Raw genomic sequence first — 22,433 nt, forward strand, 5'->3', positions numbered from 1 at the left:
ACAGTGAACAGGCTAGTTAGAAACCTAAGAACAAAATCTATCGGTTTATTTATCTTATATAAAAAAGGAAAATGCGTGGTTGCCAAGGAGAAATAGTTGAATTATTGAACTTTAATCTACAAGCATTGGGAGTGACAAAAGTGAAAGGGTCAGTAACTTTTTTAAGGAAATTACATTACTTTGTTGGTAAGCTTGAATTTTTAATTGACAAACATAATCAAGATCAAATGGTAGGTTATTATTTAGAGCTAGAAGAAGCGATTGATGATTATTCTTCCTTTATAACTAACAGTGAGAATGAAAATCAGTGGGATAATTTAGAACAAACATTTGAAATCTCACTATTAATCGAGAAGTTAAGAAAAATGTCTTCTGATTGTGTGAAAATGATGGAAAAGTATTGGGCTTTGAAATACCTTCATGAAAATGAAGAGATGACGGATTATTTTCGCAATATAGAGAGCTGCATTGAAAAGGAACTGAGTGGTTTTCATATTACCAATAAATCGAAGGTGTTATTAGTAGGATCAGGCCCTTTTCCAATAACATTATTATCGATTGCTAAACGTACAGGAGCAGAGGTTTTAGGTATTGATATTGACGATGAAGCTATTCTGTTGGGGAGGCAAGTAGCTGCTAAACTTGGAAATCATACAATTCAGATTGAAAATAAATCAGTGAATGAACTCCAATCTATTCAACTGATTAGTCATATTATTTTTAGCTCAACAGTCAACTGTAAATATGACATATTAGAACAATTACATGATTTAACAAATAAGGACGTGATGATTGCGATGCGTTATGGGAATGCTTTAAAGTCTCTTTTTAATTACCCAATGCAAACAGTAGATGCAACAAAATGGCGTATAGTCGAGAATATTGCAGTCCCTCATGGTGTATTTGATATCGCTTTATATCAAAAAGCATAAATACTAAGTTATAAGGAGAATGATATGACATTTTTCAAAAGGGTTTTATTATTAGGAACAGGGCCAACATCTGTTCAATTAGCTGTGAATTTTAGAAATCATTTCAATAGCAAAGTGGGGATTGCTGGTCGAGAATCTTCACGTTCAAATATTTTCTTTGAAAAAACAATTAAACAACAACTTACACTTAAAGCACATATACAAAATAGACAGCATCAGTCTGTAGCTGGAGAATGTGTTATCGATTGTCTTTTTAAAGGTTATTATACAATATCAGGAGATTGGGATACAGTTGTTCTCAGTGTGACTACAGATGCCTATATAGCGGTATTATCACAAATTGATATCCAAGTTTTGAATCAAGCCAAGTGTGTTATATTGATTTCTCCTACATTTGGCTCGAATCAATTAATTTCTAATTATTTAAAACAAATATCCTCCTGTGCAGAGGTGATTAGTTTTTCTACATATTATGGTGATACTAGGTGGTTAAAAGGTTTACCATCGAATGAAGTGTTAACAACTGGGATAAAGAAAACGATTTATATTGGATCGAATCAATCAAAAACGGAGCATATGGCTAAACTAAGCGAGTTATTTTATCAGCTAGGAATACATGTGAAAGTTTTAGCATCACCATTAGAAGCCGAAACAAGAAACATTTCTTTATACGTACATCCAGCACTGTTTATGAATGATTTTTCATTAAAGACAATATTTGAAGAGCAAGAGACTATAAAGTATGTTTATAAGCTTTATCCTGAGGGACCTATTACGTACACAATGATTCGCCATTTACTGAATCATTGGAAAGAAATGATGAAAATATTAACACTAGTCAATATTCCGCATCTAAACCTTTTGAAATTTATGGTAGATGATAATTACTCATTACAACCGTCAAGTATAGCACGACAAGATATAGAAAACTTTGAAAAACTGGAGTCTATTCATCAGGAGTATCTGCTGTATATTCGTTATGCATCGTTATTGATTGATCCATTTTCTAAACCAGATCAAGAGGGAAGATACTTTGATTTTTCAGCTGTGCCTATAAAAAAGATATTTATGAATCATGAAGGTATATGGGATATCCCAAGAATGCCAAAAGAGGATTACTATCGTCTTAAAATTATTCAAGGGGTAGCTAGTGCCTTAGAACTTGAATGTCCAACAATTAATCAATTTATTTTTACGTATGAACAAAAGCTACAGCAAGTAGTAGCATCATCTGAGAAAATGTCCTTCTCCGAAGCATTTCAAATAAAGAATTTTTCAGAGGATATTAATATGATTTGTGAGGAATTGGTATAAATAGATAAAAATGCAAAACCATATAACATAAGCTAGGGTGGTAGTATAAAATCATCGCATCCATGCGATAACGGCTAACTGACCTGCATCATGTTGTTGCTGTCGCTCCGCTTTCGCACAGACAAAACAGTTGTTGCTGTCGCTCCGCTTTCGCACAGACAAAACATTTGTTGCTGTCGCTCCGCTTTCGCACAAAAAACATCTGCAGGCATAAGCACAAAGCTGATTCCAGACACAATTATGCAGAGGCATAATTGATAAGAGGGCAATCCTGTTTTTGAATGGAGTAGGTGTTTACCAATCCACAGAATATTTATTGAACAGTAGATTCTAAAGGTATAAAAATCATTAGAACGGGCAAAACCTTTTATGAGACTAGTTTCCATGAAAGGGGAAAAGACGATGAATACTGTTTTAACTGTCCAAAAACGCGGTAAAGGGCGTCAGTCATCATTAAATCAGCTTAGACAGAACGGTGCTATTCCAGGCGTTGTTTATGGCTATCAAATGGAATCTACAGCTGTATCACTGGATGCCAGACAATTTGCAAAAATGTTAGCTCAATTCGGCAATAAAAATGTCTTTCAATTGGATGTAGACGGTCAACAGGTCAACGCAGTATTAACAGAAGTACAACGCTGTGCGTTAAAGGGCAATGTTAAGCATGTGGATTTTAAGTCCATCAATATGTCCGAGGAACTAGAGGTTGATATTCCAGTAACGGTTACGGGTTATGCTATTGGAGTTGCCGATGGTGGATTCCTATTACAGCCTAATCGTGAAGTCCGCATAAAAGTAAATCCGTCAGAAATTCCTGAAACAATAGAGGTGGATGTGACTGATGTAGCGATCGGAACATCACTTTATGTAGGAGATATTCGCGAAAAGTTTTCCTTTGAAATATTACAGGAAGATGACTATACATTAGTGACGATTACACCTCCTGCCGCTGAAAATGTACAGGAGGACATAGTAGATGGGACCCCTGAAGTAATCGGGGGTACTGGAAAAAATCCATCTGATTCAGAAAAATAGAAACAAAAAAGGAGCCATCTTACACGCACGGTAAGTGGCTCCTTGCTGTTTATTGTATAAACTGCTGTATAGATTTGCGATAACGGAAATATGTCACTACACACATACCGAAAGTTGCTAAAAATAGCCATGGTAGGATAAACCGCATGATGGCAAGGGGTGTTTCAAATAAAAAGGAAAAAAGAAAAGAAAAACCTTCTTTATCCCATAAACCTGGCGTAAAATAAGCATCTTTTATATTGAAAGGGTAAAAGTTATCATTGGAATAAAACATCATTAGCCATATAAAAAAGATTATTGCCCAATTATTGGAATGCTTCATTAATCGTTTATATTTAGCAATTTGCGAATCATTATCAGAAAATAATTCATCATTGCCATCTTTTCTTTTTAACCAATAATAACAACCATCATACGACTTTTCTTTTAATGTTTGCCATCCAAAATCCTCATACAATTGTTTATAATTAGTTCGTTCTTCTTTCTTAAGATCTTGCTGATAATCAATACGGATAACTTGTTCAAGATCAACTGTCTTTTTAAATGTATAAAAACCGCCAGAAATCACATTTGTACAAACCCATCCTTTGGACAACATATGATTTAACCATTGCTCTTCTTTTTCGATATCAAAAAAGATTTTAAACTTTATCATGCTCATCTACTCCCTCATATAAAGATAAAATTCGCTGCAATCTTTCTTGCTCGGCCGCTAATATAGTTAGTCCCTCAGCTGTTGTTTGATAAACCTTACGCCTCGAATCCCCTGTCTCTACAGGCGAAATCCAATGGTATTTCAACAAATTTTCAATTGCGCCATACATAGTGCCGGCTGCAATCCTTACACTACCAGCGCTCATTTCCTCTATTTTTTGCATCATTGCATAGCCATGTAATGGCTCACGCAAGGCGAGTAGAATATAATGCATGGTTTCAGATAAAGGTAGTAATTTATGTTTTTTCACAAGTTCACCCCATATACAGTTCAACTATATAGTTTGATTATATATAGTCGGACTGTATATTGCAATCGAATAAAAAAAGACAATGCACTTTTGCATTGTCTTGTAAACCTATACCACAGCGCTTTTCACGCCAGTCCATCTCAGAAATAATTTTTCATTAAACGTTAAAGCGAATTGTACAATCGGTCCGAGTCCGAAAGCCATTAGCACAGTACCAACGCCGATAGGACCACCTAGTAAAAAGCCGATTAAAGCGACAGTTACTTCCATAGTTGTTCGAGCGCGTGTAACACTCCAGCCAAGCTTATGGACCATTAGAAGCATTAATGAATCACGAGGACCAATCCCTAAATTGGCCACCATATACATACCGCAACCCCAGCCAAGTAATAGTAAGCCACATACATATGAAAGTAGCTGCATCCAAACACCATCTATATCAGGAAGCAAATAATTAAACATATCAATAAAAATTCCTGCTAAAAACATATCTATAAACGTACCCGGCAGTGGAAACTTCTTTGTTACTACTATATCAACTGCTATTATGGCTAGTCCGATGAGAATGGACCAAGTACCAATAGTTAATCCCAATGTTTTTACTAGTCCAATATGTAACACATCCCACGAACCAACACCAAAAATCTGACCTTTTATTGTCAATGTTATACCTAAGGATAAAAGCAAAATACCCGTTAAGAAGAACAGACACCGTGTGAAAAATGCTTGCTTCATCATTATAACCCTCATTCTAAAAATTCATGTTGTCTAACAAATTATTATAGCAATAGATTTTAAAATGAACAGAAGATTGTCAATTCGGATTTTTCGAAAAATATGATTAGGTAAGCTAAATAAGGACAAAATAGTAAGGATAAGAAAGGATGAGATGATATGACCTCTGTGCGAGATGAAATACTTGAAGTTTTAAATCGTGAAAAAATAGGAACGATGGCAACCGTCGAGAATGACAAACCGTACTCACGCTATATGACATTCCAACATGAAGATTTTGTATTATACACAGTAACGAATAAACATTCTGAAAAAATGGAGGAGCTTCGCAAAAACCCGTATACACATATTTTATATGGATACGAAAATGGAGGCTTTGGTGACACGTATGTTGAAATTGAAGGAAAGCTAACAGAAATTCTAGAGGAAGGAATAAAAAATAAGTTAGCCGAGTTTTTCACAAGCATTTTCGTTGGTAATCAAGATGAAATGATTACACTAAAAATCGAGCCGATCCGTATGCGCTTGATGAATAAAAAAGGCGATCCACCTAAAGAGCTTGAATTTACAAACGACCATTAAGATGTGGTCGTTTTTTTGAATTGTTATGGGGTATAAAGCGAAAATATTTTTTTCTAAAAAATATCGTTACTTGAAAATAGTCGAGTGTTCATGCATGATAATTCTTAAAGAAAAAAGGGGTGCAAAGAATGATAAACAAACTACAGCAGCTTGCACAAAATATTTTAACATCGCAAGGAAAAATTGAGGCGGATTTTATTTTACGTAATGCACAAATTGCCGATGTATTTACACTGACGTGGAAAAAAGCAGATATAGTCGTTAACAATGGGCAAATTGTGGCGCTTGATACAATGAATAGATTTAAAGCTAAAAAAGAGGAGGATGCGGCAGGGAAATATGTTATACCAGGTCTCATTGATGGACATATACATATTGAGTCATCGATGCTAACACCTGCAGAATTTAGCCGTATACTGATTCCACATGGCATCACAACAGTTATTACAGATCCTCATGAAATTGCAAATGTTGCAGGCGCAGAGGGCATCCAGTTTATGCTAGACGATGCGAAAAAAGCAGATATGGATATCTTTGTTATGCTACCATCTAGTGTTCCGGGCACTCATTTTGAAAATGCAGGAGCAACGTTGACAGCTGCTGATTTAGAGCCGTTTTTAAAGCACGAAGATGTACGAGGCTTAGCGGAGGTCATGGATTTTCCTGCTGTTTTAAATGGAGAAGCGGGCATGCTTGAAAAGATTATCCTTTCACAACAGGCTAATTTAGTTGTAGACGGGCATTGTGCGGGCTTAAATAGTCATCAAATTACGGGCTATCGTGCTGCTGGTATCCATACAGATCATGAATGTGTAACGGCACAGGAGGCTACTGATCGAGTAGAGCAAGGGATGTATGTACTAATTCGGGAAGGCTCAGCCGCAAAAAATTTACGTGATTTATTGCCTGCTGTCAATGCGACAAACGCTCGCCGTTTTGGCTTTTGTACCGATGATAAATACGTTGACGAGCTTATGGATGAGGGGAGCATTAACTTTGATGTGGCTATGGCCATTGAGGAAGGGATGGAGCCACTACAGGCCATTCAGCTTGCAACTGTAAATACAGCTGAGTGTTATCGTTTATATGATCGAGGCGTTTTAGCACCCGGCTATAAGGCTGATTTTGTACTAATCGAAAACATAGACAATATGCGTGCAAAAGCAGTTTGGAAAAATGGTGAAAAGGTTGCGGAAAACGGTGCGATGTTAACGAATCGTACTGAATCTAATGTGCCTGCACATATCCATCACTCTGTACATTTACCGCAAGTAACGAAGGACATGCTCAACATTCCGTTCCAAAAAGGTACGAAGGCGAATGTAATGGACATTATACCAAATCAACTTATTACGAACCATTTAGTAATAGATGTGCCTGTGAAGGATGGTGTATTTGTACCATCAGTTGAACAGGATTTACTAAAGCTAGCTGTTATTGAGCGTCATCACAATTTGCATACGACCGGTCTTGGTATTGTGAAGGGCTTTGGTTTACGAAAAGGTGCAGTGGCCACTACTGTAGCTCATGATTCGCATAATGCATTAGTAGTAGGTGCGAATGATGAAGATATGTTACTTGCGTTGTCACGCATTCAAGAAATTCAAGGTGGTTTTGTCATCGTAGCTGATGGTGAAATTTTAGCGGAAATGCCATTAACAATTGGAGGATTAATGACTGACGCGCCAGCTGATGAGGCTAAGAAGCAATTAGCAAGTCTGCATCACGCCTTACACGAGCTCAATCCAACATTAAATTTCCATTTTTTATTGACGTTTTCATTTGTCGCATTACCTGTTATTCCTGCATTAAAGCTAACAGATACAGGGTTATTTGATGTTACAACATTTCAACATATACCGGTGGAAGCTGAAGTCTAACAATGAAAAACTATTATGTGATGAAATTAATGTGTCCAATTAAATAAAGGTATGAACCTTCTGCAAAACGAGGGGGTGATTTCCGTTCCGGCTTGGCGCTTTCCTGGGGCGTAGTGCCAGCAAATGTTTTTTGTGTGAAAGCAAAGTGGTAACGTAGCTTCAGCGACAACAGAAGTACAATCACCGACACAATATTAGTGGATCTGATTGATTATGACGGGTAGCCTGGAACGGAAACTCCCCTATTTAAAGCGTCACAAGTCTCAGCAAAATTTCTTCGACCATTTTGTTTCAACATAATGAAACGACCTAAAAGCATTGCCGCTTTCAGGTCGTTTTTTTATATGGGATAGATACGTGCTTTTAACTTCTTATTTAAAATAGATGCCTGCGTCAGTGCTTGTTCATCGTGACGTATCTCACCAGGTTTGTTTGCTTCTCCAATAATGTACGACGAGAACGGCATCTTTAAGAAATCAAAGATATACTGGAATTGCTGAATCATTGGTAGACCCTTAATAAATGGGGCGTCACCACCGACAGCAAGAACAATGGCCTCGGTAGTTTGTAGTTTTTCTTTTAGCTGTGGAAAACGCTCGTCTCGAATAGCTTGACTTAGTCGATCTACCATGTTCTTCATTATTCCTGACATGCTGTACCAATAGATCGGTGTAGCAAAAACAACGATATCACTTGTTAAAAATGCATCGATAATTTGATCATAATCATCATCTACAAACTGAAAGCCATTGTCATCATGACGCAAATCATGAATGGGTTCAATTGTTAAATTTTTTAGATCTATTTTTTTATGATTTAAGCCTTCTAATACATAATCAGCCAATTGTTCACTATTACTATCGGCTCTAGAGCTACCAATAAATGCGGTAATGTTCATGTAAATCCTCCTCTGTCCCTCAGGTTATAACTAGTGTAAACTTATCATTATTATCGATAAAGCTGAATGTTTCGATGGAATGTATCGAAAAAAACGATTTAGGAGTGAAAAAGATGGATATTAAACAGTTGCAAACGTTTTTAACAGCTTCAGAAACGTTAAGTTTTACGCAGACAGCACAGCTACTAGATTATGCTCAGTCGAGTATTACAGCACAAATTAAATCGCTTGAAGAAGAGCTTGGCGTAGTCCTTTTTGAGCGGCTTGGAAAACGCATTAGCCTAACGGAAGGGGGGCAGCAATTACAACAGTATGCCCAAAAAATGCTAGATCTAAATGTGGAGATGAAAAAAGCCGTATTAGATGAACAAACACAAGCGGTGTTAAAAATAGGTGCACAGGAAAGTCAATGTGTGTACCGTCTGCCAAGTGTTTTACAACAATTTCAAAAATCCCATCCACAAGTCAAAATCATTTTTAAACCTGTACATACAACAGAAATAGCTAAAGATTTATTACAGTCAGGCAATCTTGATATAGCATTTATTACAGATGCCTATAAGGAAACACCTATGTTACATCGTGAGCGACTTATTCAAGAGCAATTAGTTTTTGTCAGTGCACCTACTGATAGCAACGAGGAGAGAGCTGTATTTTCTTTACAGCAACTTTCAAATGAAACGATGCTTTTGACGGAAAGCGGTTGCTCCTACCGTAATCAATTGGAAGTACAGCTTCAGAAAGAAGGTGCACTACCAATACAAATGATTGAATTTGCGAGTATTGAAGCCATTAAGCAATGTGTGATGGCAGGCTTAGGTATTACATTTTTACCCAAAATGGTGGTGGAGAAGGAGCTGAAAAACCAACGTTTACAAGAACTGACTACATCAACGAATTTAGCAGATATTTTTACGGATATCGCTTGGCATAAGAATAAACATATATCTCCGTATCTCGCTGATTTTATTGAGATTGCCATGAAGATGTATAAGAAGTTTTAAGAGCATTGTTATACACGGGCTAATGATAAAAAGGTACTTGCCCCTGAAATAAGCAGCACCATTTGAAAAAGCAAAACCTAAATATTACTTTATAAAGAAGAAACCGCATGTTTGACATATTAAATTTGTGGTTTCTTTTTATTTCAACTTTTTGTGTAGATAATTAATTTTCTTTTTTAAAAATAATTCAGAATTTCATTTGATTTCGTCACAACAATAGTGTGCGACGCATAGTATAGAGTAAATACTGTATGACATATAGTAAAAAAAATGAGGTGGGTGAATGAGTAATTTATTGAATTCGTTAACTACAGAGCTTAGGAGAGGAACGTTGACATTGGCGGTTTTAAGTCAATTACGAACGCCCCAGTATGGATATTCACTTGTATCATTATTGGAAGGGTTAGGTGTTTCTATAGATCAAAGTACCTTATATCCATTACTTCGTAGATTAGAGAAACAGGAGTTGGTGTCGAGTAGTTGGGATACATCTGAGAGTAGACCCCGCAAGTATTATGTTTTAAGTGAATATGGACTAGAAATATTTCTGCAGTTAAAAAAAGATTGGATAGAGAATTCGAAAGAGCTATATAACTTATTGAAAGGGGAGGAAGACGATGAATTTAATTGAGATTTATATTCGGGAAGTTGCTCAAAGGCTTCCTGAAAAAAACCGTGAGGATATTATACTAGAGTTACGGTCAAACATAGAGGATATGCTGCCTGATAATTATAGTGCAGAAGATGTAAAAGTGGTTCTTGAAAAATTAGGGAGTCCAGTGGCATTGGCAAGCAATTATCGAGATTGGCCAATGTACTTAATTGGTCCACGCTATTTTGATGTATATGTGACTTTACTTAAAATGATTTTACCGATTGCTGCTGTCATTTCGTTCATCGCGATGACTACCGAATATTTTATTGGATATAGTGGGGAACAAGCGGTTTTAAATATTGGTTTGAACCTTATGACTGAAGGAATTCAGAGAATCATTGAAGTAGGGATACAAGTATTCTTTTGGCTAACACTTATGTTTGCTGTATTAGAAAGAACAGATAAAGGAAGAGGTGGGCAGCCGTTAACAGCACGCTTTAAAGAATGGACGCCTGATGATTTAAAAATAAACCTGATATTCCTAAGAAAAAGGCAATTTCAAAGTACGAAGTATTTTTAAGTTTAATGTGGACTGCGATTTGGGCAACGTTTTACTTTTATGCGAATCATCTTGTAGGTGTATATGAAGGAGGGGGAGATGGACTTGTATTTGTGACTCCAACTTTCAATCAAGAAGTGTTGCTTCGATATTGGCCTATAGTTGTTATTGTAATAGCCTTAGAAATAGCATTATCCCTTTATAAATTAATAAAGCAGCAATGGACGAAAGGAATGGCAATATGCAATACTGCCCTACAGTTAATTGGCACTATTGTATTTATTGTAATCCTATTTAATCCTAATTTACTAAGCCAAGATTTTATTATGTATATGTCGGATTTATTTGCAACTACTGCTACTCAATTTAAAACGTGGATAGTTGGTGGTGGAATTTCCATCTTTATGATAGCTGCGGCATACAGTGTATTTGATGGCTTCCATAAAGCTAACATTCGTTAATCCGGAAGGAAGAAAAGAATCAAAGACGTAAGTTCGAAAAAGTGCGAATGAATTTTTTAATCCATTTCGCACTTTTTAGTTCTTTTCACTATTGAAGAGTATTATTGTGATTTATAAAGATTCCTAAGGGTGTACCTATTTAAGTTTGAAGTTTCCGGTTGGACCTATGGGCAATTTATTGTTTCTTTAAAGTCCCAGAAAAATTCGTTCCTTCATCATGCTCTTTACGACAATCTACCTCGGTAATTTTAAGTGCATTATTAAGGCGTTCAAATTCTAATACACAACGATTGCCGTTTGAGGATTTATTCATCACGGCCTTTGTGTTAGACGAAATCGTCGCTGTCCCGTCTACACTCCCTGCAGCTGTCCCATCATTGGCAGTAATGAAAATAGTAAAGCTTTTGCTTGTTGCGTTTGAAATATAGGCATCACGGCGATTAAAATCAGTTGAGCCTGTACCCCATTTATAGTAATACGAATAGGTGCCATTCCAAGCACTAGTAGAAGGTGTTGTCAGCTGCATTGTTTTATCTAGCTGATTTTGGCCATTCTTCGCTCGTGTATTTAATGAAGCATTACTCGTGTTTTCGTGAATTTTTTGTGCGTACTCTGAAATTTCATAAAAATTTCTTTCATCCATACGGTAGAGCATTGTAACGACTTGAGCTCGCGTCATATTGTTTGACACGCCAAAAAATTTCTGTAAATTACGGTTTTCATACTGTAAGTTTTGACCAGTGGAAATGTAATAATCGAGTAGAAACTGTATGGATTGATCTAATCCACTTTTACCATTAGCTAAATGTGTAATAGCCTGTGCAACAACCCCGCGCTTCACATTAGCTGCTCGAATAGTGTTATCGAAATAGCCGTTTAATGGAACACCATAGCTTGCAAGACGATTGTAAAATTCATCAGACCAGTTTGCTGGAGGGGTTTGTTTTTTTAGCTCATCATAAGGTGATTCGAGCTCGTAAAAATTAGCAAGCAGTTTTGCGAATTGTTGCTCCGTAATTGTTGCATTGGGCTTAAATGTACCATCTACATAGCCATTAACGATATCATATTCCTCTGCCCACATGATGGCTTCATACGCATAGTGATCTTCTGGCACATCTTTAAAACCAGCAGCTTGCACAGTGTATCCACTTGCCAAAACTAGTATGGGAAGCAATAAAGCGTACACTAATTTTTTCATTTGTCTCTGTCATCCTTTCTTTCTAGTACTGTTAATAGTTTGAAGGATATGGATAAAAACTGCAAATTTTTCTAGTTTAACGTCTTTCAAAGGTTGTCCAAACGCAATTATGCGTCGGCATAATTGATTTTAGTAGAAAGGAAGATAGAGAAATCCTATAGGGGATTCTTTTAGGAAAGAAGGAATAAACAGAGATGTTGAATAGTTTCAATAAATATCTCCAAAAATGGATGCCTATTTTAACACCCCTAAGTTTAGTGATTGGAGTATTGTTAGGGAATATAGGGCATCAGCTTCTATTTTTAATACCGTGGCTTTTTGCTTTTATGACGTTTGCAGGTAGTTTAAATATGAGTTTTGAAGGGATAAAAAATCTTCGGAAATATTCAAAGGTTATAGTAATAGCCCTTGTATTTTTACATCTGATGATGCCAATGTGGGCTTATTTTGTTTCAACCGTTATCTTTCACGATCATTTACTAACGATTGGCTTTGTTTTAGCAGTCGCTGTGCCAACTGGAGTAACGAGTTTTATTTGGGTAAGTATTTGTAGGAGACATCTTCCATTGTGTCTTGCGATTATTTTAATCGACACACTTATATCACCCGTGGTTATTCCTGCTTTACTACATATTGTTGTGGGGCAAACAATTGAAATTGATACTGCAAGTCTAATGCTAGATTTACTTTGGATGATTGTTGTACCTTCACTTGTAGGTGTATCGTTAAACGAGTTGACTAAAGGTAATATTGTGATGACACTAGGAAAGAAATTAGCCCCTTTTTCAAAACTAAGCTTGTTTAGTATTGTGATGATTAATAGTAGCGCGATCGCCCCGTATATTAAACATATTAGTTGGGAACTTGTAGGTGTTATTTTTGTCGTATTTGTTCTAGCTGTATCAGGGTATGCGCTATGTTTAGTACTCGGTCATATTCTTTGGAAGGATATAAGTATTATTACAATGTTCGTTTTTACAGGAGGGATGCGCAATATTGCTGTAGGTGTAGTAATAGCGACTACATACTTTCCTACAAAAACGGTCATGCCAGTAGTGTTTGGCATGCTATTTCAGCAAGTTCTAGCCTCGTTCTTTAGTCGAATAGTGGAGCAGTATCAGCTGAAAGTTGCGAAAGGTTAAATAGCTCGTAATTCTTTGCTGGAAGTGAATATTTTTTATAAGACTTACGCAATCGATTTTTATTGAAACGTCACATCCATTGTGATGAAGTTGTTACCAAAAGAATGAGAGGCACTAATAATTGTGATCTAATATCATCAAATGAAAATAGCAACATATGAGGTTTCCATTATGCTGCCTTCAGAATATGATGAAGATAAGCAGTATCCATCGTTATTTAGTATGTAGGATGGGGGAGATATTTTATTTTACAATTTTACAAAAATATAAATTTGAAAGTAAATATCAGTTGTGCTTGCGAAAGTAGTATGAATGCTAATTATGTCACATAAGAAAGAAGAGTGCGCGAATGAAAGAATTAGATGATTTGAAGCTAACGATTCTTCCGTTAATTATTTTGCTGATTCTTATACTTTTGTGGAAACTGACCGAGTCTGTTGGAGCGGGTATGTTGATTATTATTTTCTGGATAGGCTGGCGGCGCCTAATTAGAAAATTAATATAAAATGATTATAGAATATTGTTAGGCAGGTCTTTCGATTAATATTACCACCAGCTTTATTCAAACAAAGCTGAACATCGTTTGATACTGGAATCAAACGATGTTTTTTGCATGGTTCTTACTTTTGAAAAACGACTATGTACGAAAATTTGTAATTTTGTTACTATGTAATGATTAGTAATTGAAACAACAAGGAGATACAGCATGTGGCATAATCGGAACGTATGGATTATTTTATTGGGTGAATTTGTCGTAGGTCTTGGCTTATGGGCTGGGATTATAGGGAATTTAGCTTTTATGCAAGAGGTCGTTCCCTCTGACTTTCACAAATCATTAATTATTTCTTGCGGTATATTGGCGGGTTTAATAGTTGGTCCGTTAGCAGGACGTATTATTGACAACTCGCAGAAAAAAACAGTTATACAGTGGGCTAGTGTAGGGCGAATTATAAGTGTTTTATTTATGTTTATGGCACTTTATACAAATTCGGTTGTTTGGATGATTCTTTTTTTAATAACGTTGCAAATAGCGGCCGCCTTTTATATGCCTGCTCTACAATCTATTATTCCAATGATTGTTAAGGATCATGATTTAATCACTCTAAATGCTTGGCAAATGAATGCCCGAACGATTTCAAGGATTATTGGTACGGCAGCAGCAGGATTCATGCTTAGTTTCTTTGAGCTGAAATGGTTGTACATCATTTCATTTATTGTCTATATCATGATGTTTGTTATTACGAGCTTCCTACAATTAGATGAAAAGGCTAATCACTCGTTAACATCTAAGGCAAAGGGCGACTTTAAAGAAGTGTTACCGATGGTGAAAGAGCACCCAGTTGTTTTAATGACACTTGTCTTAATGTTAATTCCAACATTATTTTTAGGTTCTTTTAATTTAGTTATTATGAAAATTTCTGAGATTCATCATTCAACGACAATATCAGGATTATTGTATACAGTTGAGGGCATTGGTTTCATGCTTGGTGCAGCTGGTTTGAAATTGATTACGGAACGGGTGAAAATTGGGACACTCCTCTTTACTTTAGCATTTATCATCGGTTCGATGGAGCTCATGCTACTATTATCGGATATTAAATTTTTTGCGTTAGTGGCTTTTGGCGTTTTCGGTTTTTCAGTAGGCTGTTTTTTCCCAACGACAATGGTGATTTTTCAAAAACAAGTGCCAAAAGATTTTCATGGCCGATTTTTCTCATTCCGAAATATGATTGACTCTGTCATCTTCCAAATCGTCTTATTGTCAACAGGCATGATGCTAGATTTAGTTGGTTTAAGTGGATTGGGACTGGTTTTTGGTATAATTAGCTTGAGCTTAACCATCACTTTTTTACTATATTCGAAGAAGAAGAATGTTGTCATGCATGCGCATTAAATAAAAAGGATTTATTTATACTCGATCATTAAATCAAAAATGGGATAATGGGTCCGGGTATCAAAATATGATTCGGATCACTATTTCCTTAGTCCAATTATCCAGAGTATAGTGAATGGAAAAATGAACCATGTCATGGTACAATAATTACTTAAATAAAGAGAGCTTCAGGTTATACGTCATTTTATAAATAGAAGAGGTGTGAAGTGCATACTAAATTTAAATTAATACTATCATCTTTAATAGCATTGATTTTGTTAATAGTTGCTCCATTAGGTTTTAAGGCTGATGCTTCATCTTTGCCAGCTAAAGAAACACCGATTTATTTAAAAATGGATAAATATTACATTCTATATACACGACCAAGTGAGCCATTTCTTGATCAGCAAGGACGCCTGTTAGTACCTCTGCGTTCAATACAGGATTTAATGGGTGGTGAGGTTTCTTATAACCATCAAACAAAAACCGCTACTGTTAAACTTTTAAACCAGACCTTTAAGTTAACAATGAACGCCAAAGCAGCCTATGTTAATCAAAAGGAAATAACGATGGATACGGTTCCTGTGTTAAAAAATGGAGCGATGTTTTTACCACTTCGTTTATTTTTAGATAATACAGATATCGAGTACAAATGGAGAAATGATGTGAATTTGCTCCATATAACAGATAAGCGCGTTGTAGTAGGAGAACCATTTGAAAGTTTTGCTGGTAATGACTTTACGACTGGTTATCTTGATGATGCTTTCCACCTGAGTGCGTTTAAAGTCCAGAATTCTAGTATTAGCATTAAGGCACAAAATATGACAGGCAAAACTGTGCCACACGGTAAAACAGATATTCAGCCATTAGTTCAATTCAATACAGGCGGTTTTTCAGTAGACTCATATACACGACCTGGAAATAAAGAGATACCTGAAATTAAAATAGGACAATCCTTTTGGGTTACTAAAGAGATAGGTATTCGTGATCCCGCATATATTATAGCTGTAGGAAGAAAAGCAAATTAAGCTAAAAATCCATCTCACTTCAGTACTAGGGCATGAAAAAGTAGATTTACGCCATAAATATTGGTGTAAATCTACTTTTTATATGATAAATAAAAAGTGATTATCTAATAATGGGATGATAAACTGGTTAAACATTAAGATAAGTAGAAAGAAGGTGTTAAAAGATGGTTGGAAATACACATGAATCTGTAGAGACTTATATAGATTCGCCTGAAAAGCTAAAGAGGCTATATAAGCGAGTGCTAATCGTTGTTAGTCTTTCTCAAGTTTTTGGTGGGGCAGGGCTTGCAGCAGGTATTACGGTAGGGGCTCTTTTAGCTCAACAAATGCTAGGAACGGATGCTTATGCAGGGGTACCTTCCGCTTTATTAACTTTAGGGTCGGCGGGTGCAGCTTTAATTGTAGGAAAACTATCGCAACGTTATGGGCGTCGTACAGGTTTATCGACAGGTTTTATTGTCGGGGGACTCGGTGCAATTGGTGTAGTGATTGCTGCCATGATAAATAGTGTCATTTTATTATTTGCGTCTCTAGTAATCTATGGCGCAGGAACTGCAACAAATTTACAAGCCCGCTATGCAGGGACAGATTTAGCCAATAATAAACAACGAGCAACGGCAATCAGTACAACAATGATGATGACAACATTCGGGGCTGTGGCAGGGCCAAATTTAGTAGATTTTATGGGTAAATTTGCTGTTTCTCTTGGTGTGCCGGCGCTTACGGGTCCATTTATTTTATCAGCAACAGCATATATCTTAGCGGGTCTAGTCCTTTTTATTATGTTGCGTCCTGATCCATTAGAAATTGCAACAATGCTAGAAGCGCACAGACGAGAGAATGAATTTGAAAATAAGACGGAATCTCTTAATAAAAAAGCTATCAATAAGAGAGGTCTTACCGTCGGTGCAACGGTGATGGTACTTACTCAAATTGTAATGGTTGCTATCATGACTATGACACCAATACATATGAAACATCATGGCCATGGTTTATCAGAGGTTGGACTTGTTATAGGATTTCATGTAGGCTCTATGTATCTTCCATCGCTCGTAACAGGTATTCTTGTTGATAAAATAGGACGGACTGCCATGAGTATTGCTTCCGGAGTGACTTTGTTATTTGCTGGTTTATTAGCGGCATTCGCACCGGGCGATTCTATGGTTCTATTAATCATTGCACTTTCTTTACTTGGATTGGGCTGGAACTTTGGCTTAATTAGTGGTACTGCACAAATAGTAGATTCGACAGAGCCTTCTACACGTGCAAAAACGCAAGGGAAAATAGATGTTTTAGTTGCACTTTCAGGCGCTTCTGGTGGTGCTCTTTCAGGCATGGTAGTGGCTAATGCAAGTTATGCGACACTATCATTAGCAGGGGGGCTTTTATCTTTAATTCTTATCCCGGTTGTTATTTGGTCTAGAAAAGCTTGAGATAAATTATATGACCCTAAAGTATTTAATGGTTACTAAAAAAGTTTCAAAGTAACCAATGTCTATGTCTTTAATAAAATGAACCCCATTTCCAATAGTCATTTTGTGAGGCGTTTAAAACAGCGATAGATGGAATACATTCATTTTTACAACCATCATCGTTATCATAAAAGATTAAACGGCTTGAGCCCTTTGAATATTTAGAGCTCAAGCTGTTTAATGCATTTCTATTATTTCCACTGTCTCCCTTGACAGGGTGCAGTTCATTATGAGCATCTTGTCAGTAGTTGTTTGTTGGCTAAAAGCAATACGAACTAGCTGATCTATTTTTTCATGTTAAATAACCAAATAGCTTACAGATTCACTATTCGTGTTTTAAAATTGTTAATCCATTTTTCTTGCCAGAAGCAATTAATTGTTCCGCTTGTTTCTTTGAAATAGGTTGATTTGGCAATTCAGTTGCAGAAGTGGCAGGTCTAGCTATATCACGAATGACATTTTCAAAATCAGTTGATGTCAGTGATAAAATCGCTTTTACAGTATCTGTTTTTAATTTGAACGTATGAGATTTCCCTCTTGGTACAAAGACTGCATCACCTGCAACTGCATTAATTTTTTGCTCCTCTAAATAGAATGTAATTTCTCCTTCAACTATACGCCAGATCTCATCTTCATTTTCATGAATATGAAACGGAGCTTCTAATCCTTTTACTTCAATAAATTCAAATACTGAGAAATTCCCCTCAGATTCTGTACTTAATAATAAAGGTTTTACGCGAGCGCCTAAAAAAATATAATCCTCATTCGTCAATAATTCAGTCATATCATTTTCCCCTTTTGTCAATAACGATGTGTAGTAGTTTAATAAAAAGATCTGTCACGCTTATCATTTTATATATTAAATGATAGATATTCAAATGAAACACCTTCCGAATTGACTTGAAATTTATTCTTAGTAAAAAAGCAGGAATAGTTAGTTTGGTTATAAGGGTATAGAAATAATATTTATAATTTATACAAACAGGCGAGAATTCATGACATATTTACGTATGCATTTCCAAACGGCTTATCCATACTGTAAAATGGTGAAGAAATCACCTTTATGTTAGGAAATTGAAATATTTCTACTAAAAGATAAAATCAATATTTTGCAATTACAAATAACATCAATTAATATATTAAGTGACGGGGGATTATTATGAAGTACTCATTAAGAAGAATTCGATTAAGCTATATAGCCTGGTTTCGTTACACCCGTTTTTTTAACCATAGTATGACCTGTAGCAATCGTCATTTGGCCAAGTGGGGATTACGAACAGGTCAGTTTGATATTATTAGTCATTTAAAAGAAGGTGAACGGGTTACGCAATCAGAATTAGCGAACCGCCTTGTAGTGACCAATTCAAATATTACGCAAATTTTAAGCAAACTTGAAGTCGCAGGTTATATTCAACGTGAACAAGAGTGGAAGACAAAGTATATTTCACTCACACAAAAAGGCGTTGCACTAAGAAATGAAATTGTCCCTGCACAAGAACAATTCCGAGCAGGGCAATTTGAGAATTTAACAGAAAATGAACTAGAACAGTTGATCCAATTACTAAAAAAAGCGAATCAAGGAGTGGATGAAGTGTGAATATTTTACGAAATGAACAAGCCTATTCAAACGGTGGAGGCGTATTTTCCCTACAAATTCATCGACCAGGTTTAATAGATGGAATCTTTGAAAAAGAGGATCATGCATTTGGTCCACTTAGTCGAATTGACCACGCAAAAATTGGGAAAGGTACAATGATTCGTATGCACGAACATATTAATGATGAAATTTTAAGTTATATGTGGCAAGGCGAAATGCTACATGAAGATTCATCAGGCTTGAAAGAATCTTGCTCACCAACAAAGCTGATGCTAATGGGTGCTGGGAGAAGCTTCTTCCATGAGGAATCGACACCAGCAGGTCCTGTTGAAATGCTACAAGTATTTATACGTCCTTCTGAAAAAGATTTAGAGCCTCGCGTTCAATTTGCGGAAATGGAACTACCAGAAGTCAATGACTGGCGTTTAATTGCAGGACCAACAGAAGCGAAAGCCCCACTTGAAATTCGTCAGCAAATCTTTGTTTATGATGTACATGGAAAAACAGACGAAGCCTTTACATTACCGATTGTGGCAGACTATACGCCTTGGCTATATGTAATGGATGGCGAAATTATGGTACATGGGGAAAGCCTATATAAAGGCGATGCAATTTCAGGTACTGCGGAAGAGTTAACAACAATACGAATGACAAAGGATTCAACAGTTGTGCTATTCCTAGTCGACCTAGAGGCACCGATGACACTTGCTGGTAATTTTAGTGGTGTCAAACGATTTTAAAAAGAGTAGGATCTAGTATCGACACACATCACTTAGGTTTCCAAACCTGTACGAAACTCAACAGGTAAGAGACTACCTAAAAGTGCAGAAGCATTTATTACCTTTGTAAATTGGAGATAATCATGTTCTAATCTTTCCTTTTTGAGAAGTTCAATAAATTAAAAAAATCTAAAAAACTGCTTAGGCAAATATGAACTACCCCGTAAAAGTTAGACATCAATCTAACTTTTACGGGGTTTTTTTACTGTATAAACTATAACTTGAAGAAAAATAAATGAAGATGGAGAATGATTTTTGTGACTAACCATATCCAACCTAATGAAAGGTATGCAATGATAAAATTTTACTAACTTAATAATTCAATAATTGATTATTTGAGTATTTATAACTATTAAATGTAAATAAAGATAAATATAATAGCATGTTTTTAATAGTTATAATAATTTTAATTGACAATGATAATCATTCTCTTTATATTAATGATTACGTTCACAAATTCATACTACTTTTGGAAAGAAGGCATTTATATTAAAACACGTAGAATCATCTCAAAAATTCATTTATGGCTTAGTATGCTAGCAGGGGTTTTTATAGTACTGATTGGCTTAACAGGAAGTTTGCTTGTCTTTGAACCTGAACTAAACAGCATGCTGCATCCTAATTTGTATAAAGTAACCGAAGGAAAAAAAGTTACGTACCAAGAAGCCTTGCAGGTTGTATCAGAATCATATCCAAAAGGTCAAATTGACCGTGTATACACTCCAAGTGAACCTAACGCTCGAGGAGTTTATCTATTCCGCCTTAAAGAAGGAGAAGAGCAACAAAACATATTTGTCGATCCGGGAACAGGATACATAAATGGAACATTAGGGAATAAAGCATTTTTTAATCTAATAACAGAGTTTCACGAAAAGCTACTGTTAAAAGATTTCAATGGTGAGAAAATCATCGGTACGATTGGATTTATGTTCTTTTTTATTACATTATCAGGATTATATTTATGGTGGCCGGGGATTAAAAAATGGACACGAGGGTTTATTTTAAGACGTAATGCCAATCCTTATGTACGGCAATATGATCTTCATAAAGTCATTGGTGGAGTTTCCATTCCGTTTTTATTGGTTGTCTCGTTAACAGGAGCACTTTTTGCATATGATGACATGATTTTTGGTTGGTTTGGTGCAAAAGCGAAGGTGATGCCTCCAGAAGAGCAGCTTATCTCAAAACCACTTTCCAGTGGTAAGCTTCCACTTGATGAATTGATAAATAAGGCTGAAAAAGCAGTACCACAGGGAACACTAATGCAAGCTAGAATACCCGAAAAGGTGGAAAGTGGAACTCCAGAAGGCGCAGTGGAATTTCGTCTCAGCGGTTCATTCGATCCAGGGAATGGAAATGTAAAAGTATGGGTAGATCAGTATAGCGGAAAAGTAGTGGGCAAGCTAGATCCACGCGTTAATAGTGGGATTATGTATCAAACATGGCACCTTCCATTACATACTGGTAGTTTTGGAGGTTTATTTACTAAAATTTTGTATGCTATCGGTGGTCTTACTCCATCTATACTGATGTTCACTGGTGTCTATATGTGGTGGTATAAGAGAAAGAACAAGAACAAACGGAAACAGAAAATCGACACGAGAGCCGTAGCATAAACACAAGGGAAATTGATGTTTTAGTTGCACTAGCAGGTGCTTCTGGTGGTGCATTCTCAGGCATGGTAGTGGCTAATGCAAGTTATGCGGTATTATCTTTAGCAGGTAGCAGGAGGGCTTTTATCCTTAGTACTTATCCCCGTTGTCATTTGGTCAATAAGAGCTTGAGATAAGTTATATGACCCTAAAGTATTTAATGGTTACTAAACAATAACATTTGGAATAGTTTCAAAGTAATCAACGTGTTAAGGAGTTACTTCGAACTGAAATGAAACATTTCCTACAGTCATTTAGAAGATATAAGTTCTACATATCTCAAACAAAGTATTATTAATAAAGACCATTCAGAGGATCTATATATTAGCATTCACCATGATGCTTTTGAGGATACAAATGTAAAAGGAATAACAATTCATTATGGATCTAATAACAGAAAAGATAAGCAATTAGCTAAAATTGTACAAAAAGCTATTTTTAATAAAAAAATAGATACTCGCGATAGAGGTGTTCAAGGTAGTGATTACCTTGTTCTTAGGGAAAATTTTTCACCAGCAATTTTAATTGAGTTAGGCTTTACATCTAACGAAGGTGATGAAAAAAGAATGAATTCAGCAGAATTCCAAGCACAAACGAAACAGGGTATTGTTGATGGCATCATTGAGTATTTTACTAGTTAACAAAATAATTAAATTGAAAATACAATTCTTTCTATTTAATCAGAAAGAATTGTATTTTTTGTATGTTGAATTGAACTAGTAAAAATGG

General features: G+C 36.0%; 22 protein-coding genes and 3 pseudogenes. 19 read left to right on the forward strand and 6 right to left on the reverse strand.

Annotated elements, in window-relative coordinates:
* Window positions 1-140 precede the first annotated feature (140 nt).
* The 3 genes from ACQKN2_RS08365 to ACQKN2_RS08375 all read left to right on the forward strand — a co-directional run bounded on the left by ACQKN2_RS08365 (window position 141) and on the right by ACQKN2_RS08375 (window position 3,281).
* Entirely contained in the window at window positions 141-932 is a 792-nt protein-coding gene (locus ACQKN2_RS08365) for an SAM-dependent methyltransferase (protein ID WP_427414559.1), read from the forward strand.
* A gap of 24 nt (window positions 933-956) precedes the next feature.
* The gene (locus tag ACQKN2_RS08370; RefSeq protein WP_427414560.1) at window positions 957-2,246 is read left to right on the forward strand and encodes an opine metallophore biosynthesis dehydrogenase; all 1,290 of its coding nucleotides are present in this window, start codon (window positions 957-959) and stop codon (window positions 2,244-2,246) included.
* A gap of 402 nt (window positions 2,247-2,648) precedes the next feature.
* Window positions 2,649-3,281, forward strand: a complete 633-nt coding sequence (locus ACQKN2_RS08375) for a 50S ribosomal protein L25/general stress protein Ctc (protein ID WP_427414561.1) — start codon at window positions 2,649-2,651, stop codon at window positions 3,279-3,281.
* Between the two features lie 49 nt (window positions 3,282-3,330).
* Here ACQKN2_RS08375 and ACQKN2_RS08380 read toward each other — a convergent pair whose 3' ends face one another.
* From ACQKN2_RS08380 to ACQKN2_RS08390, 3 genes are all read right to left on the reverse strand, one after another.
* The gene (locus ACQKN2_RS08380) at window positions 3,331-3,936 is read right to left on the reverse strand and encodes a DUF2812 domain-containing protein (protein ID WP_427414562.1); all 606 of its coding nucleotides are present in this window, start codon (window positions 3,934-3,936) and stop codon (window positions 3,331-3,333) included.
* Window positions 3,923-4,210, reverse strand: a complete 288-nt coding sequence (locus ACQKN2_RS08385) for a PadR family transcriptional regulator (protein WP_427414618.1) — start codon at window positions 4,208-4,210, stop codon at window positions 3,923-3,925. Before ACQKN2_RS08385 ends, ACQKN2_RS08380 begins: the two co-directional genes overlap by 14 nt.
* A 144-nt stretch (window positions 4,211-4,354) precedes the next feature.
* Window positions 4,355-4,981 carry a YczE/YyaS/YitT family protein gene (locus ACQKN2_RS08390; RefSeq protein WP_427414619.1) on the reverse strand — a complete coding sequence of 209 codons (627 nt, stop codon included), beginning with the start codon at window positions 4,979-4,981 and terminating at the stop codon, window positions 4,355-4,357.
* Window positions 4,982-5,140: 159 nt separating this feature from the next.
* On the opposite strand from ACQKN2_RS08390, the gene ACQKN2_RS08395 reads away from it, so the two are divergent.
* Together ACQKN2_RS08395 and ade are read left to right on the forward strand one after the other, a co-directional pair.
* A complete protein-coding gene (locus tag ACQKN2_RS08395) occupies window positions 5,141-5,563 on the forward strand; it encodes a pyridoxamine 5'-phosphate oxidase family protein (RefSeq protein ID WP_427414563.1) in 423 nt (140 codons plus the stop codon).
* Between the two features lie 128 nt (window positions 5,564-5,691).
* On the forward strand, window positions 5,692-7,443 hold the full coding sequence (gene ade, locus ACQKN2_RS08400) for an adenine deaminase (protein ID WP_427414564.1): 1,752 nt from the start codon (window positions 5,692-5,694) through the stop codon (window positions 7,441-7,443).
* Window positions 7,444-7,783: 340 nt separating this feature from the next.
* Here the strand turns inward: ade and ACQKN2_RS08405 are convergent, their stop codons facing one another.
* Window positions 7,784-8,341 carry a flavodoxin family protein gene (locus ACQKN2_RS08405; protein ID WP_427414565.1) on the reverse strand — a complete coding sequence of 186 codons (558 nt, stop codon included), beginning with the start codon at window positions 8,339-8,341 and terminating at the stop codon, window positions 7,784-7,786.
* Between the two features lie 113 nt (window positions 8,342-8,454).
* Here ACQKN2_RS08405 and ACQKN2_RS08410 point away from each other — a divergent pair, with 113 nt between their 5' ends.
* The 3 genes and pseudogenes from ACQKN2_RS08410 to ACQKN2_RS08420 all read left to right on the forward strand — a co-directional run bounded on the left by ACQKN2_RS08410 (window position 8,455) and on the right by ACQKN2_RS08420 (window position 10,960).
* Complete coding sequence (locus ACQKN2_RS08410) at window positions 8,455-9,345, forward strand: LysR family transcriptional regulator (RefSeq protein WP_427414566.1); 891 nt, start codon at window positions 8,455-8,457, stop codon at window positions 9,343-9,345.
* 283 nt (window positions 9,346-9,628) lie between these two features.
* Entirely contained in the window at window positions 9,629-9,976 is a 348-nt protein-coding gene (locus ACQKN2_RS08415; protein ID WP_323646698.1) for a PadR family transcriptional regulator, read from the forward strand.
* A pseudogene (locus ACQKN2_RS08420) lies at window positions 9,963-10,960 on the forward strand (HAAS signaling domain-containing protein). Before ACQKN2_RS08415 ends, ACQKN2_RS08420 begins: the two are co-directional and overlap by 14 nt.
* A 175-nt stretch (window positions 10,961-11,135) precedes the next feature.
* On the opposite strand, the gene ACQKN2_RS08425 reads toward ACQKN2_RS08420, so the two are convergent.
* Entirely contained in the window at window positions 11,136-12,161 is a 1,026-nt protein-coding gene (locus ACQKN2_RS08425) for an S-layer homology domain-containing protein (RefSeq protein ID WP_427414567.1), read from the reverse strand.
* A 194-nt stretch (window positions 12,162-12,355) separates the two neighbouring features.
* Between ACQKN2_RS08425 and ACQKN2_RS08430 the strand changes: the two genes are divergently transcribed.
* The 6 genes from ACQKN2_RS08430 (at window position 12,356) to ACQKN2_RS08455 (ending at window position 17,841) form a co-directional block, all read left to right on the forward strand.
* The gene (locus tag ACQKN2_RS08430) at window positions 12,356-13,303 is read left to right on the forward strand and encodes a bile acid:sodium symporter family protein (protein ID WP_427414568.1); all 948 of its coding nucleotides are present in this window, start codon (window positions 12,356-12,358) and stop codon (window positions 13,301-13,303) included.
* A 349-nt stretch (window positions 13,304-13,652) separates the two neighbouring features.
* On the forward strand, window positions 13,653-13,808 hold the full coding sequence (locus ACQKN2_RS08435) for a hypothetical protein (RefSeq protein ID WP_323646694.1): 156 nt from the start codon (window positions 13,653-13,655) through the stop codon (window positions 13,806-13,808).
* Window positions 13,809-14,009: 201 nt separating this feature from the next.
* Window positions 14,010-15,197 carry an MFS transporter gene (locus tag ACQKN2_RS08440; protein ID WP_427414569.1) on the forward strand — a complete coding sequence of 396 codons (1,188 nt, stop codon included), beginning with the start codon at window positions 14,010-14,012 and terminating at the stop codon, window positions 15,195-15,197.
* Window positions 15,198-15,403: 206 nt separating this feature from the next.
* Entirely contained in the window at window positions 15,404-16,204 is an 801-nt protein-coding gene (locus tag ACQKN2_RS08445) for a copper amine oxidase N-terminal domain-containing protein (protein WP_427414570.1), read from the forward strand.
* A gap of 164 nt (window positions 16,205-16,368) precedes the next feature.
* The gene (locus ACQKN2_RS08450) at window positions 16,369-17,637 is read left to right on the forward strand and encodes an MFS transporter (RefSeq protein ID WP_427414571.1); all 1,269 of its coding nucleotides are present in this window, start codon (window positions 16,369-16,371) and stop codon (window positions 17,635-17,637) included.
* 129 nt (window positions 17,638-17,766) lie between these two features.
* Window positions 17,767-17,841 (forward strand): IS3 family transposase, encoded by a 75-nt coding sequence (locus tag ACQKN2_RS08455; RefSeq protein WP_427414620.1) that lies wholly within the window; start codon window positions 17,767-17,769, stop codon window positions 17,839-17,841.
* Between the two features lie 160 nt (window positions 17,842-18,001).
* Here ACQKN2_RS08455 and ACQKN2_RS08460 read toward each other — a convergent pair whose 3' ends face one another.
* Window positions 18,002-18,460 carry a cupin domain-containing protein gene (locus tag ACQKN2_RS08460; protein WP_427414572.1) on the reverse strand — a complete coding sequence of 153 codons (459 nt, stop codon included), beginning with the start codon at window positions 18,458-18,460 and terminating at the stop codon, window positions 18,002-18,004.
* 375 nt (window positions 18,461-18,835) lie between these two features.
* Between ACQKN2_RS08460 and ACQKN2_RS08465 the strand changes: the two genes are divergently transcribed.
* The 5 genes and pseudogenes from ACQKN2_RS08465 to ACQKN2_RS08485 form a co-directional block, all read left to right on the forward strand.
* Complete coding sequence (locus tag ACQKN2_RS08465) at window positions 18,836-19,273, forward strand: MarR family winged helix-turn-helix transcriptional regulator (protein WP_427414573.1); 438 nt, start codon at window positions 18,836-18,838, stop codon at window positions 19,271-19,273.
* Window positions 19,270-20,013, forward strand: coding sequence for a pirin family protein (locus ACQKN2_RS08470; protein WP_427414574.1), 744 nt, complete (start codon window positions 19,270-19,272; stop codon window positions 20,011-20,013). The genes ACQKN2_RS08465 and ACQKN2_RS08470 overlap by 4 nt, the downstream gene beginning before the upstream one ends.
* A gap of 455 nt (window positions 20,014-20,468) precedes the next feature.
* Window positions 20,469-21,668, forward strand: coding sequence for a PepSY-associated TM helix domain-containing protein (locus tag ACQKN2_RS08475; RefSeq protein ID WP_427414621.1), 1,200 nt, complete (start codon window positions 20,469-20,471; stop codon window positions 21,666-21,668).
* A gap of 8 nt (window positions 21,669-21,676) precedes the next feature.
* A pseudogene (locus ACQKN2_RS08480) lies at window positions 21,677-21,836 on the forward strand (MFS transporter); the annotation flags it as partial.
* Window positions 21,837-21,997: 161 nt separating this feature from the next.
* Window positions 21,998-22,345, forward strand: a pseudogene (locus ACQKN2_RS08485) (N-acetylmuramoyl-L-alanine amidase family protein); the annotation flags it as partial.
* Between the last annotated feature and the right edge of the window lie 88 nt (window positions 22,346-22,433).

Source organism: Lysinibacillus sp. NPDC093688 (genome assembly GCF_050280145.1).
GTDB lineage: Bacteria > Bacillota > Bacilli > Bacillales_A > Planococcaceae > Lysinibacillus > Lysinibacillus xylanilyticus_B.

Excerpts from the sequence above, each read along its gene's own strand:
- ACQKN2_RS08465 (WP_427414573.1), top strand. The coding sequence starts at position 18,836 with ATGAAGTACTCATTAAGAAGAATTCGATTAAGCTATATAGCCTGGTTT.
- ACQKN2_RS08370 (WP_427414560.1), top strand. The coding sequence starts at position 957 with ATGACATTTTTCAAAAGGGTTTTATTATTAGGAACAGGGCCAACATCT.
- ade (WP_427414564.1), top strand. The coding sequence starts at position 5,692 with ATGATAAACAAACTACAGCAGCTTGCACAAAATATTTTAACATCGCAA.
- ACQKN2_RS08475 (WP_427414621.1), top strand. The coding sequence starts at position 20,469 with ATGATAATCATTCTCTTTATATTAATGATTACGTTCACAAATTCATAC.
- ACQKN2_RS08405 (WP_427414565.1), bottom strand. The coding sequence starts at position 8,341 with ATGAACATTACCGCATTTATTGGTAGCTCTAGAGCCGATAGTAATAGT.
- ACQKN2_RS08390 (WP_427414619.1), bottom strand. The coding sequence starts at position 4,981 with ATGAAGCAAGCATTTTTCACACGGTGTCTGTTCTTCTTAACGGGTATT.
- ACQKN2_RS08460 (WP_427414572.1), bottom strand. The coding sequence starts at position 18,460 with ATGACTGAATTATTGACGAATGAGGATTATATTTTTTTAGGCGCTCGC.
- ACQKN2_RS08410 (WP_427414566.1), top strand. The coding sequence starts at position 8,455 with ATGGATATTAAACAGTTGCAAACGTTTTTAACAGCTTCAGAAACGTTA.
- ACQKN2_RS08415 (WP_323646698.1), top strand. The coding sequence starts at position 9,629 with ATGAGTAATTTATTGAATTCGTTAACTACAGAGCTTAGGAGAGGAACG.
- ACQKN2_RS08395 (WP_427414563.1), top strand. The coding sequence starts at position 5,141 with ATGACCTCTGTGCGAGATGAAATACTTGAAGTTTTAAATCGTGAAAAA.
- ACQKN2_RS08375 (WP_427414561.1), top strand. The coding sequence starts at position 2,649 with ATGAATACTGTTTTAACTGTCCAAAAACGCGGTAAAGGGCGTCAGTCA.
- ACQKN2_RS08385 (WP_427414618.1), bottom strand. The coding sequence starts at position 4,210 with ATGCATTATATTCTACTCGCCTTGCGTGAGCCATTACATGGCTATGCA.
- ACQKN2_RS08430 (WP_427414568.1), top strand. The coding sequence starts at position 12,356 with ATGTTGAATAGTTTCAATAAATATCTCCAAAAATGGATGCCTATTTTA.
- ACQKN2_RS08380 (WP_427414562.1), bottom strand. The coding sequence starts at position 3,936 with ATGATAAAGTTTAAAATCTTTTTTGATATCGAAAAAGAAGAGCAATGG.
- ACQKN2_RS08425 (WP_427414567.1), bottom strand. The coding sequence starts at position 12,161 with ATGAAAAAATTAGTGTACGCTTTATTGCTTCCCATACTAGTTTTGGCA.
- ACQKN2_RS08450 (WP_427414571.1), top strand. The coding sequence starts at position 16,369 with ATGGTTGGAAATACACATGAATCTGTAGAGACTTATATAGATTCGCCT.
- ACQKN2_RS08435 (WP_323646694.1), top strand. The coding sequence starts at position 13,653 with ATGAAAGAATTAGATGATTTGAAGCTAACGATTCTTCCGTTAATTATT.
- ACQKN2_RS08440 (WP_427414569.1), top strand. The coding sequence starts at position 14,010 with ATGTGGCATAATCGGAACGTATGGATTATTTTATTGGGTGAATTTGTC.